This is a genomic window from Conexibacter sp. CPCC 206217, from assembly GCF_030646165.1.
Classification (GTDB): Bacteria; Actinomycetota; Thermoleophilia; order Solirubrobacterales; family Solirubrobacteraceae; genus Conexibacter.
In genome coordinates, this window is the sequence record NZ_JAUTDO010000002.1 from 510,216 (window position 1) to 530,416 (window position 20,201).

17 protein-coding genes are annotated in these 20,201 nt (G+C 72.5%); 2 read left to right on the forward strand and 15 right to left on the reverse strand.

Going from position 1 to position 20,201, the window contains the following annotated elements; genetic code table 11:
- Positions 1 to 29: 29 nt before the first annotated feature.
- The 11 genes from Q7L65_RS07075 to Q7L65_RS07125 are packed head-to-tail and all read right to left on the reverse strand — an operon-like array spanning position 30 to position 12,593.
- On the reverse strand, positions 30 to 1,265 hold the full coding sequence (locus tag Q7L65_RS07075) for a Zn-dependent hydrolase (RefSeq protein WP_304719778.1): 1,236 nt from the start codon (positions 1,263 to 1,265) through the stop codon (positions 30 to 32).
- Positions 1,262 to 1,813 carry a hypothetical protein gene (locus Q7L65_RS07080; protein ID WP_304719779.1) on the reverse strand — a complete coding sequence of 184 codons (552 nt, stop codon included), beginning with the start codon at positions 1,811 to 1,813 and terminating at the stop codon, positions 1,262 to 1,264. Before Q7L65_RS07080 ends, Q7L65_RS07075 begins: the two co-directional genes overlap by 4 nt.
- On the reverse strand, positions 1,810 to 3,288 hold the full coding sequence (locus Q7L65_RS07085) for an amidohydrolase family protein (protein ID WP_304719780.1): 1,479 nt from the start codon (positions 3,286 to 3,288) through the stop codon (positions 1,810 to 1,812). Before Q7L65_RS07085 ends, Q7L65_RS07080 begins: the two co-directional genes overlap by 4 nt.
- Positions 3,285 to 4,058 carry an FCD domain-containing protein gene (locus tag Q7L65_RS07090; protein WP_304719782.1) on the reverse strand — a complete coding sequence of 258 codons (774 nt, stop codon included), beginning with the start codon at positions 4,056 to 4,058 and terminating at the stop codon, positions 3,285 to 3,287. The genes Q7L65_RS07085 and Q7L65_RS07090 overlap by 4 nt, the downstream gene beginning before the upstream one ends.
- On the reverse strand, positions 4,055 to 4,906 hold the full coding sequence (locus Q7L65_RS07095) for an ABC transporter permease (RefSeq protein WP_304719784.1): 852 nt from the start codon (positions 4,904 to 4,906) through the stop codon (positions 4,055 to 4,057). Before Q7L65_RS07095 ends, Q7L65_RS07090 begins: the two co-directional genes overlap by 4 nt.
- On the reverse strand, positions 4,903 to 5,700 hold the full coding sequence (locus Q7L65_RS07100; protein WP_304719785.1) for an ABC transporter permease: 798 nt from the start codon (positions 5,698 to 5,700) through the stop codon (positions 4,903 to 4,905). Before Q7L65_RS07100 ends, Q7L65_RS07095 begins: the two co-directional genes overlap by 4 nt.
- A complete protein-coding gene (locus Q7L65_RS07105) occupies positions 5,697 to 6,626 on the reverse strand; it encodes an ABC transporter substrate-binding protein (RefSeq protein ID WP_304719787.1) in 930 nt (309 codons plus the stop codon). The genes Q7L65_RS07100 and Q7L65_RS07105 overlap by 4 nt, the downstream gene beginning before the upstream one ends.
- The gene (locus tag Q7L65_RS07110; RefSeq protein ID WP_304719788.1) at positions 6,623 to 7,477 is read right to left on the reverse strand and encodes an ABC transporter ATP-binding protein; all 855 of its coding nucleotides are present in this window, start codon (positions 7,475 to 7,477) and stop codon (positions 6,623 to 6,625) included. The genes Q7L65_RS07105 and Q7L65_RS07110 overlap by 4 nt, the downstream gene beginning before the upstream one ends.
- A gap of 4 nt (positions 7,478 to 7,481) precedes the next feature.
- Positions 7,482 to 8,633: an ABC transporter substrate-binding protein gene (locus Q7L65_RS07115; protein ID WP_304719791.1), complete on the reverse strand. Its 1,152-nt coding sequence runs from the start codon at positions 8,631 to 8,633 to the stop codon at positions 7,482 to 7,484.
- A gap of 4 nt (positions 8,634 to 8,637) precedes the next feature.
- Positions 8,638 to 10,794, reverse strand: coding sequence for a hydantoinase/oxoprolinase family protein (locus Q7L65_RS07120; RefSeq protein ID WP_304719792.1), 2,157 nt, complete (start codon positions 10,792 to 10,794; stop codon positions 8,638 to 8,640).
- The gene (locus Q7L65_RS07125) at positions 10,791 to 12,593 is read right to left on the reverse strand and encodes a hydantoinase B/oxoprolinase family protein (RefSeq protein ID WP_304719794.1); all 1,803 of its coding nucleotides are present in this window, start codon (positions 12,591 to 12,593) and stop codon (positions 10,791 to 10,793) included. Before Q7L65_RS07125 ends, Q7L65_RS07120 begins: the two co-directional genes overlap by 4 nt.
- Positions 12,594 to 12,864: 271 nt before the next feature.
- On the opposite strand from Q7L65_RS07125, the gene Q7L65_RS07130 reads away from it, so the two are divergent.
- Both Q7L65_RS07130 and Q7L65_RS07135 read left to right on the forward strand, forming a co-directional pair.
- On the forward strand, positions 12,865 to 14,112 hold the full coding sequence (locus Q7L65_RS07130; RefSeq protein ID WP_304719796.1) for an EAL domain-containing protein: 1,248 nt from the start codon (positions 12,865 to 12,867) through the stop codon (positions 14,110 to 14,112).
- Between the two features lie 67 nt (positions 14,113 to 14,179).
- Positions 14,180 to 14,599, forward strand: a complete 420-nt coding sequence (locus Q7L65_RS07135) for a nuclear transport factor 2 family protein (RefSeq protein ID WP_304719797.1) — start codon at positions 14,180 to 14,182, stop codon at positions 14,597 to 14,599.
- A 119-nt stretch (positions 14,600 to 14,718) separates the two neighbouring features.
- On the opposite strand, the gene Q7L65_RS07140 is transcribed toward Q7L65_RS07135, so the two are convergent.
- Genes Q7L65_RS07140 through Q7L65_RS07155 form a run of 4 tightly spaced genes read right to left on the reverse strand, consistent with a single transcriptional unit; the run spans position 14,719 to position 20,038 of the window.
- Positions 14,719 to 16,575: an ABC transporter ATP-binding protein gene (locus Q7L65_RS07140; protein WP_304719799.1), complete on the reverse strand. Its 1,857-nt coding sequence runs from the start codon at positions 16,573 to 16,575 to the stop codon at positions 14,719 to 14,721.
- On the reverse strand, positions 16,572 to 17,480 hold the full coding sequence (locus Q7L65_RS07145; protein ID WP_304719801.1) for an ABC transporter permease: 909 nt from the start codon (positions 17,478 to 17,480) through the stop codon (positions 16,572 to 16,574). The genes Q7L65_RS07140 and Q7L65_RS07145 overlap by 4 nt, the downstream gene beginning before the upstream one ends.
- Positions 17,477 to 18,448, reverse strand: coding sequence for an ABC transporter permease (locus Q7L65_RS07150; protein ID WP_304719803.1), 972 nt, complete (start codon positions 18,446 to 18,448; stop codon positions 17,477 to 17,479). Before Q7L65_RS07150 ends, Q7L65_RS07145 begins: the two co-directional genes overlap by 4 nt.
- A 9-nt stretch (positions 18,449 to 18,457) precedes the next feature.
- Positions 18,458 to 20,038: an ABC transporter substrate-binding protein gene (locus Q7L65_RS07155; protein WP_304719806.1), complete on the reverse strand. Its 1,581-nt coding sequence runs from the start codon at positions 20,036 to 20,038 to the stop codon at positions 18,458 to 18,460.
- Between the last annotated feature and the right edge of the window lie 163 nt (positions 20,039 to 20,201).

Consider the following 20,201-nt stretch of genomic DNA (forward strand, 5'->3'; position numbering starts at 1 on the left):
GCTCATACCACCAGCGGGCGCGCTCGGATTCAGCCGAGCAGCGCGTCGGTGCGGTGCATGGCGGCTGCGGCGAGCAGCGCCGCGCAGGCGATGTCGGCGGCGCTGGCGCGCTCGCGCGGGGAGTGGCTGATCCCGTCGGCGCAGGGCACGAACAGCATCGCCGACGGCGCCCGCCGCGCGACGATCGCGGCATCGTGCCCCGCGCCGCTGGAGAGCACGCGATACGGCAGCCCGAGGCGGATGCTCTCCTCGTGCGCGAGCGCCCGCGGCCATGCCTCCAGCACGACCGGCGCCAGCTCGGACAGGAGCTCGGACCGCAGCAGGATGCCGCGCGCCCGCGCGATCTCCTCCGCACGCGCCAGCAGCTCGCGCGCGGTCGTGCGCTGCACCTCTGGGTCGACGTCGCGCACGTCGATCCACAGGCGCGCGGTGCCGGGAACCGTCGTGACGCTGCCGGGGTCGACCTCCAGCCGTCCGACCGTGGCGACCGTCGAGCGGTAGCGCTGTCCGGCCGCCTCGACCGCGAGCACGATCTCGGCCGCGGCCGCCAGCGCGTCGGCGCGCAGCTCCATCGGCGTCGCGCCCGAGTGGTCGGCGCGGCCGCTCAGGGTCAGGCGAGCGCGCACGCTGCCCGCGATCGCGTCGACGAGCCCGATCCGCGCCGCTCCCCCCTCCAGCTGCCGGCCCTGCTCGATGTGCACCTCGAGGAAGCAGGCAACCCGCTCGTCCAGCCACGGGCGTGCCGCCCACGGGTCGAGCCCGAGCGCCGCGGCCGCCTCCGCGAGCGTCTCCCCGTCGCCGTCGGCGAGCGTGCGCGCTGTCGTCGGCAGCAGGCCTGCGGCGGCCGCGCTGCCGAGCGTCGGGCGGCCGAAGCGTGCGCCCTCCTCGGCCGCGAAGGCGACCACGCGCACCCCGCAGGCGACCGTTGCGGCGACGATCCGTGCCGCCTCCAACCCGGCCACCACGCCGGCCGCGCCGTCGTAGGCGCCGCCGTCGGAGACGGTGTCCAGATGCGAGCCGAGCAGCACGTAGGGAGCGCCGGGGCGGGCGACCGCGACGCTGTTGCCGGCCGCGTCGACCTCCACGTCCCAGCCCTCCTCCGCCGCCCAGGCCGCGAACAGCTCGTGCGCGTCCCGCTCCAGCGTGCTGTAGGCCAGTCGCGTGACGCCGCCGGAGGCCTGCGCTCCGATCCGCGCCAGGCGGCTGAGCCGGCCGTCGATGCGCTCGGCCAGCTCGGCCTCGCTCGTCTGCGCGATCGGGCTCATGACGCGGGGACGTGTGCCAGCTCGAGCAGCTCGCGCTCGCCGAACAGCGCCCGCAGCGGCACTCCGGCGTCGGCGAGCCGCGTGGCGGCGCCGGCGTCGCGGTCCAGCAGCGCGACGACCGCCGACAGCTCGGCGCCCTGCTCGCGCAGGGCGGCGGCGCCGCGCGCGGCCCAGCCGCCGGTGCAGACGACGTCCTCCAGGAGCACGGTCCGCATCCCCGGATAGGCCTCGCCCTCGAAGGCGATCGTCCCGTCGTCGCGGGTTGAACCGAGCAGCAGCGGCACGCCGGTCGCCTGCGCCAGCGCCGCGCCGAGCGCCGCCGACGGCACCGACGTGACGGCGAGCCGCTCGCAGCCCGGCGGCAGCAGCGCCGCCATCAGCGCGGCGGCGCGTTGCAGCAGGCCCGGCCGCGACAGCACGAGCGCCTTCTCGAACCAGCGCCGCTCGTGCGGCGCGCCGCCCGCCCGCAGCACGTAGCCGCCGCGGCCGAGGTCGGCGGCCAGCTCCGCGCGCAGCGCCTCGCGCGTGACGCTCGGCACGACGCTCATGCCGCGAGCGCTCCGCCGACGTCGGTGCCGCCGCCCGCGCGCCCCGCGGTCGCCGGGGCCGGCGGCAGCGCGTGCGCGCCGGCCGTCGCGCCCGCGGGCACGAGCAGGTCGAACGGGCCCGTCGGCAGATGCTCGCCGCGCGTGGCGGGGTCGTGCTCCTCGCCGTCGCTGAGGAGCGTCTCCCCGCGCCGCAGCACCAGCCGTGGCGCTCCGAGGCAGCGACGGCCGTGGTAGAGCGAGTAGCCGGCCTCCGAGCGCCCGTCGCGCTCGTCCAGCACGATCTCGCGCGCCGGATCCCAGACGACCAGATCGGCGTCTGAGCCCGGGGCGATCGCGCCCTTGCGCGGGTACAGCCCGAAGATCCGTGCCGGGTGCTCGGCGACGGCCCGCACCATCTCGACGAGGCTGATCCGGCCCGGCACCACGCCGGCGTCGTGGACGATGGTCATCAGCGTCTCGGCGGCCGGCGCGCCGAAGCCCGCCTCCAGCAGCGGTGCGCCGCCGTCGTCGGCGCGCTTCTTCGGCGCGTGGTCGGAGCCGATCGCGCTCAGCGTGCCGTCGCGCAGCCCTTCCCACAGCGCCTCGACGTCGTCGTCGGTGCGCAGCGGCGGGCCGACCTTCGCGAGCGCGCCGCGGTCGTCCAGCGCCGCGCTCGTCAGCGCGAGATAGTGCGGACAGGTCTCGGCGACGACCGGCAGGCCGCGTCCGCGCGCCCAGCGCACCACCTCCAGCGCGCGCCGGCAGGTGACGTGCGGGATCCACAGCGGACATCCGGAGACCTCGGCCATCGCGATCGCGCGATAGACGCCCTCGGCCTCCAGCACGTCTGGCCGCGTGCCGAGCCAGCGCGCGACGTCGTCGCCGTCCCGCGGCGCCTCCTGCGCACGGCTCTCGAGATACTCGATCGCGGGCCCGTTCTCGGCGTGGACCATCGCCAGCCCGCCGACGGCGGCGATCCGCTCCATCGCGCGCAGCAGCTGATAGTCGTCGGTCATCCAGCCGAGCGCCATGTACGTCAGGAACATCTTGAACGAGCGCACCCCGAGCGCCGCGGTCCGCTCGACGTCGTCGAGCTGCACGGCCGCGTCGAAGATGCCGGCGTGGATCGCGAAGTCGAGCACGCCCTGCTCGCTGTCGGCGATCATCGCGCGCGCGGCGTCGTCGAGGCGCGTGCCGGGCTTGGCATAGGCGAAGTGCATGACGGTCGTCGTGCCGCCGCGGGCGGCCACGCGCGCCGTCCGCGCCGGGTCGTCGAGGTACACCGGGTGGACGTGCTCGTCGACGGCGCCGGGCAGCACGTAGCTGCCGGTGGCGTCGATCCGCCGCCGCGCCGTCGTGTGCGCCAGGTCGCCGACGACCGCCACGCGACCGCTGTGCACGCCGACGTCGGCGCGCCGCATGCCGGCACCGGTGACGACGACGCCACCGACGACGGCCACGTCGAGCTGTTCGCGCTCGCGCGCCGAGCCGCTCACGGCGCGTCCCTCGTCAGCGGCGGCTCGAGCTCGGCGGCGGCGCCGTGCAGTGCCTGCTCGAAGCCGACCACCACCTCGGTCAGGTGCTCCATCATGTGCTCCTCGGCGGCATCGGGGTCGTGCGCGGCGATCGCCGCGACGATCTGCTCGTGGTGACGGCAACGGCGGTCCTCGTGGGCCGGGTCGGCGTCGTGCGACAGGCGTCCGACCGCCTCCTGCGTGTCGGAGAACATCGCGAACAGCGAGATCACGGCCTCGTTGTGGGAGGCCGCCGCGACGGCCTCGTGGAACGCCCAGCCGTGTTCCCAGTCGTCGTGGTCGGCCGCCTCCTGCGCGGCGACCAGCGCGAGCAGGTGCGCGATGTCGTCCTCCGTCGCGCGGATCGCGGCCAGCCGGGCCGCCTCGCGCTCGAGCCCCCGGCGGACGTAGACGAAGTCGATCACCTCGCGCAGGGTGCGCGGGTCGAGCGCCTGCGCGACACGCGCGCCGCTGGCGGTGCGCGCGTGCGAGTCGTCCAGCTCGCGCAGCCGCGCGACGCCCGCGGCGCTCAGCACGCGCCCGCGGTTGCTGTCGCGCGAGGTCAGCCCGCGGCGGTCGAGCTCGCGCAGCAGCCGGCCGACGGTCGCCTCGCTGATCTCGTGGCCGGCGTCGCGCAGCCCGGCGCAGATGCTGCCGGCGCCGATCGCGACATCGGTGTCGCGCAGCATCCGCAGGATCGCGCGCTCCAGCTCTTGCGCGGTCGCGCGCGGACTGTTGTCGGCGGTCGTCATCGTCGGTCCTCCCCTGAACGGCGCGTGTGCGGCTGCCAGGGTGCCAGAAGGCGCTCGGCGAGCGCAACCGCGCCGTACAGCGCCACGCCCATCGCAGTGATCACCAGCAGCGCGGCGAAGGCGCCGGCGAGGTCGAGCAGGCGCAGCCGCAGCAGCAGCCAGTCGCCGATCCCCTCCTTGCCCGCGCCGAAGTACTCGGCCACGAGCGCGGCGCTGACGCTGACCGCCGCGGTCGTCCGCAGGGCGGCGAACACGAACGGCGCCGACGCGGGAATCCGCGCCTTGCGCAGCACCGCCCCGCGCGAGGCGCTCAGCGAGGCGAGCAGGTCGAGCGCGCCGGCGTCGAGCGAGCGCAGGCCGATCAGCGCGTTGGAGAAGACCGGGAAGAAGCAGACGACCGCGACGACCGCGATCACCGAAGTCGCGCCGAAGCCGAAGATCAGCACCGAGACCGGCGCGAAGACCAGCAGCGGGACGGCGTTGGCGGCGACCGCGAGCGGCAGCAGCGCGTCGATCAGCGCCTTGCGGCTGCAGACCAGGCAGGCCAGCACGAAGCCCGCGACGCCGCCGACCGCGAAGCCTCCGAGCGCGCCCAGCGCGGTGCGCAGGCTGCGTTGCACGATCGGGCCGCGGTACTCGGCGAGCTGGTCGAGCAGGTCGAGCGGCCGCGCCACGATGTACGGCGGCACATCGAGCACGTAGGCCAGCAGCGACCACGCGCCGATCAGCAGCGCGAGCGGGACCAGCGCCAGCAGCACGGCACGGCCGACGCCGCGCCGGCGCGCCAGCGCGCGCCGGGCATGGCGCGCCTTGGCCCGCTCCAGCGATTGCTCCGCGACGACGCTCATGACGGCCGCCGACCCTTCAGCGCCCACCGCTCGCACAGCACCACGGCTGCCGACAGCAGCAGGCCCAGCAGCGCGCTGCCGAGCGCGGCGGCCCACAGGAAGTAGGCCGAGTCGGCACTGTTGCCGAAGTAGGAGAGCTGCAGCATCAGCACGCCCAGACCGTTGCGCGAAGCGCCGGTGAACTCGAGGATGATCCCTCCGATGACGCTCCACGTCGCGCCGATCCGCGCGCCCGCGAAGACGTACGGCAGCGCGGCCGGCCAGGCTGCCTTGCGCAGCAGCTGCCAGCGTCCGGCGCCGTAGCTGGCCATCAGGTCCGCCTTGCCGTCGTCGAGCGCCTGCAGCCCCTTCGCCGTGTTGACGATCACCGGGAAGCAGGTCACGTAGGCGGCCAGCAGGATCCGTGCCATGAACGCGTCGCGCACCATGATCGTCAGCAGCGGCGCGACCGCCACGACCGGCAGCATCGGGATCAGGATCAGGTACGGCGCGACCGCGATCCGCAGCAGCCGCGAGGCCCACAGCAGACAGGCGACCGCGATCCCGAGCGCGAGTCCGCCGACGAATCCGATCAGCGCGGTGAGCAGCGTCTGCGGGGCCGCTCTGGCGATCGCGCCGAAGTGGTCGGCGAACGCCGCGGCGACCGCGAACGGGCGTGGATACTGGACCGGCGAGAGCGGCTCGCGCGACGCGGCCGAGGCGAGCACGAGCGCCAGCTCGGCCGCCGCCACCAGGGCGAGCGCGACGAGCGCCGGCAGCAGCGGCCGGGCGAGGCGGACGCGGGCGGCCGTCATCCACCCACCCCCTCGACCGCCAGCGCGGCGATCTCGTCGTCGACCAGCTCGTCGGGCTCGACCGGGCGCGAGAGCCAGCCGGCGGCCGCGAGGATCGCGCTCCAGCGCCCGGCGGCGCCGCGATCGACCCGCGGGCTCGAGGACCACACCCGCTGCCCCCGATAGGCGCCGACGACCGCCTCGACCTCGGCCGCGGGGCGCGCCGGGAAGTGACGCTGCACGAGCTCGGCCAGCTCACCGGTCGGGCGGCCCTCGAGCCAGCGCTGGGCGCGGTGCAGCGCCCGCATCAGCGCGACCAGCTGAGGCCGTCGCGCATCGACCAGCTCCGGGGTCGCGTAGTAGACGCTCCACGGCAGCCTGCCGATGTCCTCGCGCCAGCAGGCGACCTGGTGCAGGCCCTCGTCCAGCAGCGCCGAACCCGCGTCGAGGTCGCCGATCTCCAGCAGCTCGCCGTAGCCCTCGCGGAACATCCGCAGCGACTCGTCGACGGGCAGCTGCGGGATCAGCCGCATCCGCTCCAGCGAGACGCCCTTGATGCGAAGCAGGTGGCGCAGCGCGAACCATGGCGACGGCGCGCCGCCGGTCGCGTGCAGGAAGATGCCGCCCTCCAGCGCGCTCCAGTCGAACAGCTCGCGCGGCTGGCGCGCGAACAGCAGCAGGTCGCACTGCTCGTTGACCTGGCCGAAGACGCGCATCGGCCGGCCGTCGAGCAGCCGCCGCATCGGCCGCCAGAGCCCGCCCAGCACGACGTCGAAGTCGCCGCGCTCCATCGCGACCGACAGGCCGGCGCGATCGCTGCCGCCGTCGTACTCCAGCGCGATCCCCTCGTCGGCGAAGAAGCCGAGCTGCTCGGCGGCGATCTGGGGCGCGTAGTAGGCGGCGTCGGCGACGCCGATCATCCGCATGGTCGAGGCCGTCGTGCTCACAGCGTCTCCACTTCGTTGCGGGGCGCGCTGCCGCCGCGCAGCGTCTCGCGCACCTCGTTGGCCAGCTCGAAGAAGCGCGGCAGCTCGCGCGTCTGCGGCGTACGCGGATACGGCAGGTCGATCGTCACGTCGCGCACGATCCGCCCCGGACGCGCCGTCATCACCAGCACGCGGCCGGAGAGGAAGACCGCCTCGGCGATCGAGTGGGTCACGAACACGACCGTCGCCCCGGCGTCGCCGGCGATCCGCAGCAGCTCGAGGTTCATCTGCTCGCGCGTCATCTCGTCGAGCGCGCCGAACGGCTCGTCCATGAACAGCAGCGCCGGTCTGAAACTGAGCGCGCGAGCGATCGCGACGCGCTGCTGCATCCCGCCCGACAGCTCCCAGGGGCGACGCGCGGCGAACGGCGCCAGCCCGACGCGCTCGAGCGCCTCGGCGGCGATCGCGCGCCGCTCGCGGCGCCCGACGCCGAGCAGCTCCAGCGGCAGCTCGACGTTCTCGCGCACCGTGCGCCAGTCGAACAGGTTCGCCTGCTGGAAGACCATCCCGTAGGACTTGGCGCGGCGCGCCTCGGCCGGCGTCAGGCCGTTCACGCGCGCCGCGCCGTCGCTCGGCGCGGTCAGTCCGGCGAGGATCCGCAGCAATGTCGTCTTGCCGCAGCCGGAAGGCCCCAGCAGCGACACGACCTCGCCTCTGCGCACGGAGAAGCTCGTGCGCGCGAGCGCGACCACGTCGCCGCCCGCGAACTCCTTGCGCAGGTCGCGGCAGTCGAGCACCGCCGCCTGCGCGTCCGGCAGCGAGGTGCCCGCCGCGCGCGCGTCGGCGCGCCGTCGCTTGACGCTCGTCAGCATCGCATCACGCCGCTCTCACCAGTCTGCCCTGTCTGAACTGCAGACCGTCCGCTCTGAGCGAGGCGACCGCCGCCTGCCAGATGTCGTGGCTGTAGGCGGCGTCGAGGTCCTGGTCCTTTCTCAGCACGCCGTATCTGCGACAGAGCGAGTACATGTCGTCGAGCACCGTCGGGTCCATGTAGCCGATCCCGTGCGTGAGCGTGGCGCCCTGCAGCACGAGGTCGTCGCGGATCACTCTCAGCTGCTCTCTCTGGTGCGCGAGGCTGACGGCGCCGTCGCCGGCGAGTCTGAAGACGACCTCGGAGGTCTCGTCGACGTTGTTGAAGGCGTAGTCCCAGCCGCGCAGACCGGCCTTCACGAGTCCGACGAGCGTCTCTCTCTTGTCCGGGTCGTCGAGGTTGTCCTGACTGGTGTAGTAGCCGTCCTCGAGGAAGTTGATGCCGTCGTCGCCGACCTTCCAGAACCACACGTCGCTCGGTCTGACGCCGGACTCGTAGACCTGCAGCAGCTCGCTGTAGACGCCGGCCGACGCGACGTCGACCTTTCTCTGCAGGAACACCTGCATGTTGACGCCCTGGTTGACGACGTCGACGTCGCTGGCCGGGTCGAGCCCGTGCAGCGAGAGGTCGGCGAAGTAGGGGAACTGCCCGCCGCCGAGGAAGGTGCTGAAGCTCTTGTCCTTCATTCTCTCGACGGAGTCGATCCCTCTGTCCTTGAAGGCGATGATGCCGGCGGTGCCGCGCTGGTGCAGCTGCGAGATGTTGACGACCGGCGCGCCCTGCTCGCGGTTGGCCAGCGCGGTCGACATGAATCCGATCGCGATGTCGGCGGCGCCTGTCGCGGCGTCGCGCTCGGGCTGGATGTCCGGGCCGCCGGGACGGATGTCGACGTCGAGGCCCGCGTCGGCGTAGAAGCCCTTCTCGCGGGCCATCAGCTCGCCGGCGAACTGGTTCTGCAGCACCCACTTGAGCTGGATCGAGGCCTTCTTCAGCGGTCTCGTGCCGGTGGTCGCACCGGTTCCCGTCGCGGCGGTGGTCGCCTCCTCCGAGCCGCAGGCGGCGAGCCCGCCGACGCCCAGGGCGCCGGCGACGAAGAGGCCGCTGGCGCGCAGGAAGGTCGCGCGGTCGATGGAGGAGTCGGAGCGATGATGCAGCACGGCGTTACCTCGTCATCTGTGGGGTCAGGGAAGTGACGGGACCGGCGACGCCGGCCAGCAACGGGGGGCTGTCGTCCCCCGCGGGGGACGGGTCCTGCGTGTGAATCAGGTACATCCCGCCCTCGATCAGGGCGATCCGCGCCCGCGGCGGGACGAAGATCGTCGTCGTCTCCTCCTCGACGATCAGCGGCCCGGCGGCGCTCGCGCCGACGGGGAAGGCGGCGCCGTCGTGGATCGGCACCGCGACCGGGCGCTGCGCCCCGCGCAGCAGCAGCTGGCGGTGGCCCGCCGCCGCCGGCGCGGTGGGCTCGGCGCTCGTCCGTCCCCCGCCGATCCGCACCGCGCCGGCAGAGTGTGCGGCGACGACGCTGAGCCGCAGCGACAGCAGCTCGGCGCGGTTGTCGGGCTCCGCGTAGGCATAGAGCTGGCGGTGACGCGCGTGGAAGGCCTCGGCGAGTGCGTCGAGCAGGCCGCCGTCCGGCGCGTCCGGCACCGGGACGTCGCAGTAGTGGACCTGGTCGACGTACTTCATCTCCGCGACCCGCTCCAGCCGCACGTCCGCGCCAGCCGGCAGCCCGAGCGCCTCGCGGCCCTCCAGCGCCATCTCCGCGAACAGCCGCTCGACGGTCGCCTGCTCCAGCGCGTCGAGCGCGCCCGGGCACGAGCGCACGACGTCGTAGCGCAGCTCGGCGAGCGTGTCGCCGAAGGCGCACAGCACGCCGGCGACCTTCGGCACGAGCACGTCGGCGATGCCGAGCTCCTGGCCCAGCAGGCCGCCGAAGGTCGGCCCGGCGGCGCCGCCGGCCAGCAGCGTGAAGTCGCGCGGGTCGTGTCCGCGCCCGACGGAGGCGATCTCGATGCCGTCGGCCATGCTGCGGATCGCCAGCTCGAGGATGCCCTGGGCCGCGTCGGCGACGGTCCCGCCGATCGCGGAGACGACGTCGCGCTCGATCGCCTGCGCGGCGAGCGCCGGATCGATCTCGAGGCGGCCGCCGAGCAGCGCCTCGCCGGAGAGGTAGCCGAGCGTCACGAGCGCGTCGGTGACCGTCGGGCGCTCGCCGCCGCGCCGATAGCAGGCCGGCCCGGGAAACGCCTCGGCGCTCTGCGGGCCGACCTGCAGCAGGCCGCGCGCGTCGATGTGCGCGATGCTGCCGCCGCCGGCGCCGATCGAGGTCACGTTGACCATCGGCAGCCCGACCCGATAGCGGTCGACGTCGACGTCGGAGACGACGTCGGGCCGACCGCCGTGGACGAGGCAGATGTCGAAGCTGGTGCCGCCCATGTCGACCGAGATCACGTCCTCGCTGCCGATCACGGCGGCGAAGTGCAGCGCGGCCGTCGGACCGGCGGCCGGACCGGAGCTGATCGCCGCGACCGGACGCCGCTCGAGCACCGCGCGCGTGGCGACCCCGCCGTTGGACTGCATGTAGAAGATCGACCCCGCGAAGCCGGCGTCGAGCAGACCCGACTCCAGGTCGGCCATGTACGCGCGCAGGCGCGGGCCGACGTAGGCGTTGAGCACGGTCGTGCTCGTGCGCGTGTACTCGCCGATTCGCGGCAGCGCTTCGACCGACGTCGACACGTATGCGCCGGGCAGCCGCGCGCGCAGCCGCTCGGCGATCCGCAGCTCGTGCTCGGGTCGGTTGAACGACCACAGGCAGCTGACGGCGACGGCCTCGACGCGCTCCTCGACGAGGCGGTCGATCAGCTGCTCCAGGCGCGCCTCGTCCAGCGGCTGCAGCACGGTGCCGTCGGCGAGCACGCGCTCGGGCACGCCGAGGCGCCGGGCGGCCGGCACCAGCGGCGTCGCCTGCGGATAGGCGAAGTCCCAGCGATGGCCGTCCTCCTTGTGGCCGAGGCGGATCTCGATCGCGTCCTCGTGGCCGGCCGTCGTCAGCAGCGCGGTGCGCGCGCCCCGCTGCTGGATCACGGTGTTGAGCGGAACGGTGGTGCCGTGGACGATCGTCTCGCAGCGGCGCAGGAAGTCCGCCGGCTCGAGGCCGGCCTTGGCCGCCAGACCCGCGAGCCCGGCGAGCATCGTCTGCGACGGCGCGTCCGGTCGCGACGGGACCTTGTGGATCGCGATCGCGCCGTCGGCGTCGATCGAGACGAGGTCGGTGAAGGTGCCGCCGGTGTCGACACCGACGCGGTAGCCGCTCACCGTGCGGCCTCCTCGCTCGCGTCCGACGGCGCCGCCGCCAGCGCGCGCAGCGCGATCGTCGCGGCGAGGTCCGGCTCGCCGCTGGCCGGATCGATCGCGACGCCGTACTCCGTGCGCGCCGCGGCGGCGGAGACCTTGCGGTTGCGGACGTCCTCGGCGACCAGCTCCGGCGGCCGCGCGAACGGGTCGCCGGCGCCGCCGCCGCCTGGGTTGCGGAAGCGGAAGCGCTCCCCCGGTCTGACGACGAGCGTGCGGTTGGTGCGCACCTCGTCGACCGCCTCGTCCTCGACGATGTGCCAGCCGCGCGCGAGCTTGGCGTCGGGCAGCACGGCGAAGGCGCCGTCCACGCTCGGCGGCCGATGGGCGAAGCCCTCCCCCCACACGATCACCGACATGTCGTGTCCGATCGGCTCGAACTCGGTCACCAGCCCGCAGCCGCCGCGAAAGGTGCCGGGACCGGCGGAGTCCTGCGCGATCGACAGCTCGTGGATGATCACCGGCGAGATGTGCTCGACCAGCTCCGTCTCGCCGGTCTGCTGCGCGCCGAGCGCGGCCTGCGCGCCGATCGCGTGCCACCCGTCGGCGACTCCCGCGAGCGCGCCCGCGCCGCCGATCACCGTCGACATGCGCAGGTCGACGTACGACTCGCCGCTGCGGGGGTCGACGCCGGCGATGTTCATCCCGCAGGTGTGGTTCCAGCCGGCCAGCGCACGCTCGGGCCGAGCCTGCGTGAACGCACCGCGGACCGCGTCGCAGATCGTCTCCTGCATCCCGCCGGTGCAGTTGACGTGCGGCGCGGGCTCGACCGCGTTGACCATCGTCCCGGGCGGGCCGAAGTCGACCTCCAGCGGCCGGTAGAGCCCCTCGTTGAAGGGCGGTTGCACCTGCGCGAACATCAGGAAGCCGGCGTAGATGCCCGACAGCGTGTTCGAGCGGTAGGAGTTCATGTAGAAGTCGATCTGCGGCGGTCCGCTGATGCGCACCGTCGCGCGATCGCCGCGGATCTCGACCTCGGCGGCGATCGTCTGGTCGCCGTGTCCGTGGCCCGGGTCCTCGGAGATCACGGCGTTGCGGTAGACGCCGTCGGGCAGCGCCCGCACGATCGTCCGCGTGTGCTCCTCCGCGAGCTCCAGCAGCCGCTCGATCGCCGCTCTGACGGTCGCGACGCCGAACTTCTCCAGCAGCGCGAGCAGCCGCTGCTCGCCGAGCCGCACGGCGCCCATCTGCGCGTTCATGTCGCCGGCCTGGTTGCGGCGGGAGCGAACGTTGAGGAGGATCATGTTGATCACGTCCTCGCGTCGCCGGCCGCGCTCGACGATCTTCAGCGGCGGGATCCGCAGCCCCTCGGCCCAGATCTCCTTCGCCTCGGCGTTGTAGCTGCCGGGCACGGGCCCGCCGGCGTCGATCACGTGGCCTTTGGAGACGGCCCAGAAGACCACTTCGCCCTCGAAGAAGACCGGCTTGTACATGCACATGTCGGCGATGTGGCTGCCGTCGTAGACGGGGTCGTTGTGGAACATCACGTCGCCGGGCGCGACGTCGTCGCCGAACCAGCCCGCGACCGCCTTCGTCGCGAGCACGAGGCTGCCGAGGTGCGTCGGCAGGTCCTCGCCCTGCAGGACCATGCGCGCGTCCCAGTCGAAGATCGCGTTGGAGTAGTCGCGGGCGACCGAGTAGACGGGTGAGCGCCCGGTGCGCTCCATCGTCAGCGTCATCGCCCGCTGCGTCGCCTGCAGCGCACCCTGCACGACGGACAGGGTCACCGGGTCGATCAGCTGCTGCTCAAGATCATCACTCATCGATGAGTAGTGATCCATACCGGCGACCCTGTCGCTTTGGACAGATGTCCAAAGCGCCGACATCTGGCATTCCTGAGCGCACCGGGAACGTCGTTGTTCACACGTGGCGTCGTGGCGCCGGGTGGCCGTCGTCGCGCGCCGTGAGGGGTGCGATCGCGCGTCGCGCTGCTGCCTTGTGACGGGCGCCGACATGCGCCCGCGCGCGTTTGTTGGGTGACCGACGCGCACCGGTGCGCTTGAGTCGGTCGGGCGTTCCGCCGATGCTTGCTGGGTGTCCGAGTCCGTCTCCGCAGTCACGCCTCACGCTGGCGCGCTCGACGTCGCTCTCGGCCCCGGAGGGTTACGACCTGCGTTCCAGCCGATCGTCGATCTGGGGACCGGTCGGCTGGTCGGCTACGAGGCGCTCGCGCGCGGGGCTCCGGGTGCGGCCCTGGTTCGTCCCGATCAGCTGTTCGCGGTGGCGCGTGCCGCTGGTCGTCTGGTCGAGCTCGATTGGGCCTGCCGGCTCGCCGCGCTCGAGTGCTCGCGCGGTCTCGAAGCGACCCTGTTCGTGAATGTCGAGCCTGAGGCGCTCGGCAGCGTGGCGCCGGCCGGGATGCGTGAGCGGGTCGGTGCGGCGCTGCGAGGCCGCGACATCGTCGTCGAGCTGACCGAGCGTGAGCTCGCGGCGCGTCCCGCCGAGCTGTTGGGGACCGTTGAGGGACTGCGCGCGCACGGGCTGGGCATCGCGGTCGACGACGTCGGCGCGCAGACGAGTTCGCTGGCGTTGCTGCCGCTGCTGGCGCCTGACGTCGTGAAACTCGACCTGCGACTTGTTCAGCAGCACCCGAGCCGCGAGCTGGCGGCGATCGTGAACGCCGTCCGTGCGCACCGCGAGCGCACCGGGGCGCAGGTGATCGCGGAGGGGATCGAGACCGAGGAGCATCGTGAGATCGCGCGCGCCGTCGGCGCGACGCTCGGGCAGGGATGGTTGTTCGGTCGGCCCGGGCCGCTGCCGGCGCAGCCGGTCGCCGGTCGTGTGCCGCGCGTCTGCGCGGCTCGTCCCGTGGCGGGCACGACGCCGTTCGAGGTGGTGCGCCGTCTTCGACCGGTCGAACGCTCGACCAAGCCACTGCTGTTGGCGATGACCGAGCAGCTCGAGGAGGCGGCCAAGGGCCTGGACCGGGACGTGGTCGTGATCTCCGCCTTCCAGACCGCGGAGCGCTTCACCGCCGGGACCGCTCGGCGCTACGCAGAGCTTGCCGCTCGTGCCGCGTTCGTCGGTGCTCTCGGTCTCGACCTGCCGGCCGAGCCCGTGCCCGGCGTGCGCGGCGGGCGGCTGTCGCCGTCGGACTGTCTTGCGGACGAGTGGAGCGTCGTCGTGATCGGCCACCACTTCGCCGGCGCTCTCGTCGCCCAGGACCTCGGCGACGAGGGTTCCGAGGCGCAGCGAAGGTTCGACTTCGCCGTCACCTACGATCGCGACCTCGTCGTCGCCGCCGCGGCGACCCTCCTGCGCCGGATCGCTCCGCTCGGCTGACCGCCGCGCGGGTCGAAGGTCGCTACCGTCACGTCCGTCCAGGAACGCGACTCGAGGAGCGATGCACGTGGCGATCGATCGATCGGAAGGCGAAGCGCTGTTCCGGCTGCTGGAGCAGCCGGAGACGGCGGCGGCGTTCTTCGAGCGCGTCGCGGACGACGTCAGATGGACGGTGATGGGCACCCATCCGATCTCCGGGACTTACACCGACAAGGCTCGCTTCGCCGCCGCGACCTTCGACCGCCTGAGAGCGGTCATGCGCGACGGCATCCATCTGACGCTGACGAGCCTCTTCGTCGACGGCGACACCGTGATCGCCGAGATGCGGGCGCGCTCGACGACGCTCGAGGGCGCCCCGTACGACAACACGCTCTGCTGGGTGTGCCGGATCGACGGCGACCGGATCGTCGAGGTGCGCGCCTATCTCGACTCGGCGATGGTCACCTGGACAGTCGAGCGCAACGAACCGCGCGATCGCACGGCCTGAGGGACGCGCCGCCGATCAGCGCCGCGCGACGTCGACGTCGACGCGATCGTCCCCCGCTCTTCCCCGCCAAGGCGCGCGTGGCGCTGCTGCCGCGTCGCAGCGGCACTGCCCCTCTGAACTCAAGGCGCTCGAAGCGCGCGGTCCGCCGGATCGGTTCTCTCGCCGACGGCGCGCTCGCCCGGTCGTCGCGACCTGCCATCGGGCCGCTCGCCGATTTCGACCGCCGCCGCGAGCAGCTCGCGCGAGTAGGCGTGTCGCGGCGCCTCGATCACCTCTGAGGTGGTGCCCTGCTCGACGACATGACCGGCGCTCATCACCAGGACCCGGTCGCTCAGGGACCGCACGACGCCGAGGTCGTGGGTGATGAAGACCATCGCGATGCCCTGGGCGCGCAAGACATCCAGGACATCGAGGACGGCAGCCTGGACGGACACGTCCAGCGCCGAGGTCACCTCGTCGCACAGCAGCACGCGCGGCTCGGAGGCCAGCGCGCGCGCGATCGCGACCCGCTGCTTCTCGCCCCCCGACAGCTCGGCCGGATAGCGATCGAGGGTTCGCGCCGAGATCCGCACCTGCTCCAGCAGCTCCCGGACCCGTCCCGCGCGCTCGGCGGCCGTGCCCGGCTCGTCACGGAGGACGAGCGGCCGCTCGATGCTCTGGCGCACTGTCTTGGAAGGGTTCAAAGAGCGATCCGGGTTCTGGACGATCATCTGCAGGCGCGCGAGCTGCCCCGCAGTCCGCCGGCGCAGCTCGGACGCGACCTGCTCGCCTTCGAGCCGGATCACGCCGGATTGAGCGGCGTGGAGGCCGACCACGCAGCGGCCGGTCGTCGTCTTCCCGCTGCCGCTGCCGCCAACGAGCGCGATGCACTCCCCCGCTCTCACCGTGAACGAGACGTCGTGCACGACCTCGACGTAGCCTGAGCCCGAGCCGAAGCCGGCGCGCAGACCCTCCACCTCGAGCACCGCCAGACCGTCGCGCGGAGGATGCTCGGCCTGCTGCAGGCCGACGCTCGTGCGCAGCTCAGAGGGCCGGTGGCAGCGAACGGATCCGCCGCCGTGCGCCGGCAGGGGCGGCGGCGACTCGACGGCGCAGCGCTCGACCGCCAGTGGGCATCGCGCCCGGAACGAGCAGCCGGACGGCCGCTCGTCCGGCTGCGCGGCAGCGCCGGGGATGCCCGCCAAGCGGCGCCGCGTGCGCACGCTCGGGGTCGAGTCGAGCAGAAGGCGGCTGTAAGGGTGCGATGGCGCGGAGAACACCTCGCGCGCATCACCCACCTCCACGATCGCGCCCGAGTACATGACTGCGACGCGATCGGCGAGCGCGTCGACCACCGCGAGGTCGTGGGTGATGTACACGAACGAGCTGGCCGCCGCCCGCAGCAGCTCCCGGATCAGCTCGATGATGCGAGCCTGCGTCGAGACGTCGAGACCCGTCGTCGGCTCGTCGAAGACGACCACCTGCGGCTCGCACATCAGCGCCATCGCGATCAGCACCCGCTGCTGCTGCCCTCCGGACAGCTCGAACGGATAGCGGTCCGCGACCGACTCGGGCAGGTGCACGCGCGCGAGCAGCTCCATCGCCCGGCGTCTCGCCTCGTCCGTCGCGACGCCGTGGACGACCGCGCTCTCGACCATCTGGCGGATGATCCGCCGCCGCGGACCGAGACCGGTCGACGGATCCTGCGGCACGTAGCTCACGAGCCGCCCGCGCGCGTCGCGCCGCTGACGTCTCGACATCGCGAGGATGTCACGACCGCCGATGACGACCTGCCCACCGGCGATCCTCGTTCCCCGCCGGGCGTGACCCAGCAGCGACATGCCGACGCTCGTCTTGCCGCACCCGGACTCGCCGACGAGCGCCATCAGCTCGCCCGGCATCACCTCGAAGCTCAGGTCCTCCACGATCGCGACGCCCTCGTCGCCCTCCACGCGCAGGTGCTCGACGGCAAGGCCGGCGGCGGGACTGGCGGTCATGCGTTCCCCTGCGATCGACCGAGGCTGCGTGAGACGGCCTCCGCGACCCCGGTGCCGGCAACGGTGAGCCCGGCGATCGCGAGGGCGGGCACGACGACCGCCCATGGCATGACGAGCAGCCCGCCTCGATTCTCGCTGACCATCAGACCCCAGTCGGCCGCCGGCGGAGCTTGACCGAGGCCGAGGAAGTTCAGCGAGGCGTAGAGGATCACCGTGTACGCGAGCCGCACGCCGAAGTCGGCGACGAGCGTCGGCCGGATGTTCGGAAGGACCTCGTGGAAGATCACTCTGGCGCCGGTCTCCCCGCGCATCACCGCCGCCTCGATGTACTCCGAGGTGACGATCTCCGCGGTCGCCCCCCGCACGATGCGGACGATCGGCGCGATCAGCACGATCGTGACCGCGAGACCGGCGACCAGCGGGCTCGTCCCCAGGCCGGCGACGATCAGCAGCGCCAAGACGACCGGCGGGATCGACAGCAGCACGTTGACGGCGCCGCCGGCGATCCGGTCCGGAAGGCCGCGGACGTATCCCATCAGCATGCCGATCGGCGCCGCGACGACATAGGCGAGCAGCGTCGAGCCCAGCGACACCGCGATCAGCAGCCGCCCGCCGCTGAGGAACCGGCTCAGCACGTCCCGACCGAGGTAGTCGGTCCCGAGCGGCGCCGGCCCGCTCGGCGGCGAGTACGGCGCGCCCAGCACCTCTGTGATCGGGTGCGGGGCCAGGAAGGGTCCGACCAACGCCACCAGGACGATGCCGACGAACGCGATCAGGCACATCAGTCCCCAGCCTCTGGCGACGGAGCGGCGAGCGCTGCGCCCTTCCGCGGCCGCGGAACGGGGCGGCTTCATCGTCCCGACGCCCGCCTCCGCGGGTGCCACGGGATCCGCGGGCGCCGTCATCTCGCCGCCGCCCGCAGTCTCGGGTTCAAGGCCATCTGCGCCAGGTCCGCGAGCAGGTTGGCGACGACGTAGACGGCGCTGATGATCACCGCGATCGCGCAGACGGTCGTGACGTCGCGGTTGGACACGGCGGTGACGAAGGCCATGCCCACTCCCGGGTACTGGAAGACCGTCTCGGTGACGACGATGCCGCCGGCGAGGAACGCGACGATCAGCGCCAGCACGTGGATGGTCGGACCGATCGTGTTCGGCAGCACGTGGCGCAGCAGCAGCCGCCAGCCGCCGACGCCCCGTAGCGCGGCCATCTCGATGTGGGGCGCCTGCAGGACGTCGATCGTCGCCGCGCGGATCATTCGCGTCACCTGCCCCACCGCGACGATCACGATCGTCGCGACCGGCAGGACGACGAGATCGAGCTGATCCAAGATCGGCCGGCTCGAGTCGATCAGCGAAACCGCCGGCAGCACACCCAGCCCGGTTCCGAACGCCGCCACGAGCAGGGTTCCGATGACGAACTCCGGCACCGCCATGAAGGCGAGCGTGACGACGTCCACCACCCGATCGGCGGGACGCCCGTGCGCCAGCGCGGCCAGTATCCCGAAGGTCGTGCCCAGCACCACCATGAACAGCAGCGCGAACGCGCTCAACACGCCGGTGTTGCGGAAGGCCGTTCCGAGCTCATCGCTGATCGGCCGCTGGCTCACCAGCGACCGACCGAGGTCCCCGCGCACCAAACCGCTCATCCAGTCGCCATAGCGGACGAGCACCGGGCGGTCCAGCCCGACCTCGTGCATGCGAGCCTGCAGCGCTTGCGGATCGGCGGCCTGGACCCCGAGCGCTCGCTGGGCCGCGTTGCCTGGCAGCAAGCTCACGCCGACGAACACGACGAGCGAGACCGCGGCGATCGTCAGGACGGCCACCGCGACCCGCGTCGCAACGGTGCGAAGGCCGGTGGCGAGACGCAGCATCACGTCGATTCAGGCGACCGACGTGCCGCGGAAGTCGAACATGCCGAACGAGTGCTGGATGCTCGTGCGCGTGCCAGACACCTTCGACGCGGTCGCGTCGATGAAGTTCGGGAAGTACGGGATGATGTAGCCGCCCTCCTCGTAGAGGATCGACTGCGCGTCGAGCATGTGCTGCTTGCGCTTCGCCTCGTCCCGCGTCCTGCGAGCGGCGGCGTAGGCGGAGGCCCATCTCGGGTTGTCCCAGTCGGTCTCGTCGAAGACCGCGCCGCTGACGAGCGTCGCGTCCCACTGCGGGCCGAGACGACGGGCCGTCCAGTATCCGACGAAGAACGGAGCCTTCGTGTACTGGTCGCCGAACGCGGCCGGCGTGACCTTGTTGATCTTCACCTTCACCCCGCCCTTGGCGGCTGAGGGTCCGTACAGCTCGCCGAGCTCGACGTGACCGGGAAACTGGTCTGCCAACAACAGCTCGACCTGCAGGTCGGACTGTCCCGCCTGCCGCAGCAGCGAGCGCGCCTGCTCAGGGTCATAGGCGCGCTGCGGGAGCTGCGAGGCATAATCGGGGTCGAACCAGCTGAAGAGGTCGTTACCCACGCGGGCCTTGCCGCTGAAGGCGGCCGACACGAGCTGCTCCCGATCGACCAGCAGGCGCAGCGCCTGACGGACGCGGACGTCGTCGAACGGAGCCTGGTTGGTCCGCATCGCCACTGAGGCTGCGCTGCCGGACGGCGTGTCGATCAGCTTGATGTTCTTGGTCGACGCCAGCGAGCTCGCGTTGGCGGCGGGCACAGTCGCGATCGCGTCGACCTGTCCGGAGATGAGCGCGTTGATCCGCGCCTGCGGATCGTTGAGCGAGAGGATCTCGATGCCCTCGAGGAGCGGCTGACCGCTGAGCCGGTAGTCGCCGAAGCGCTTGTAGGCGGCCCGCTCGCCCTGCGCCCAGGACACGAACTCGAACGGCCCGGTTCCGATCGGCTTGTCGAAGTCGGTGAACCCGTCCTGGATGATCGCGCCGTACACGGTGGCCAGCGTTCCCAGGAACAGGAAGTTCGGCGATCTGAGCGGCACCTTCACGGTGCGCGCATCCAACTTCTTCAGGCCGCGGAGGTCGATGTTCTTGTAGGCATCGCTCGAGTACGCCTTGGTCTCGACCGCGTAGCGCATCGAGTAGATCACGTCGTCGGCGGTGAGCGGTCTGCCGTTGTGCCACGTGGCGTCGACGAGCCGCAGCGTCCACTCGCTGGCGTCGGCGTTGGCCTCGTAGGAGTCCAGCAGCACGTTCGTGAGGTCCGTGCCCTCGAACCGCACCAACGGCTCGTACACCTGGTACGCACGGGCGTAGTCGCACGCCGAGTTGCCGACCCACGGATTCAGCGTCTCAGCACTCCCGCCGCCGAGCGCGCCGAGCCGCAGCGTTCCGCCGCCGCGCCCCGTACCAGCGGTCGCCGTCGTCGCGCCGGTGTCGGCGCCGCCGCTTGCGCCGCCGCAGCCAGCGAGGAGACCCGCGCCGGCGATGCCGGCTGCAAGCCCGATGGCGCTGCGCCGCGTCAGCGTGCGGTCGCCCATGTTGTGGTCGGCTCTACCAGTCATTCAAACCTCGTCCCGGAAGCGCGTGATCGGATGCTCAGTCGACCTCCAGCCCCGCGCCAAAGGTTCGATAGTTCGAAATCTATCACTGGAGGGTAACCGTGACAAGCCCCCTTTTCGCGCCACGCTGATCGAACACCACACCCAGCGCGAACTCTGATAGGAA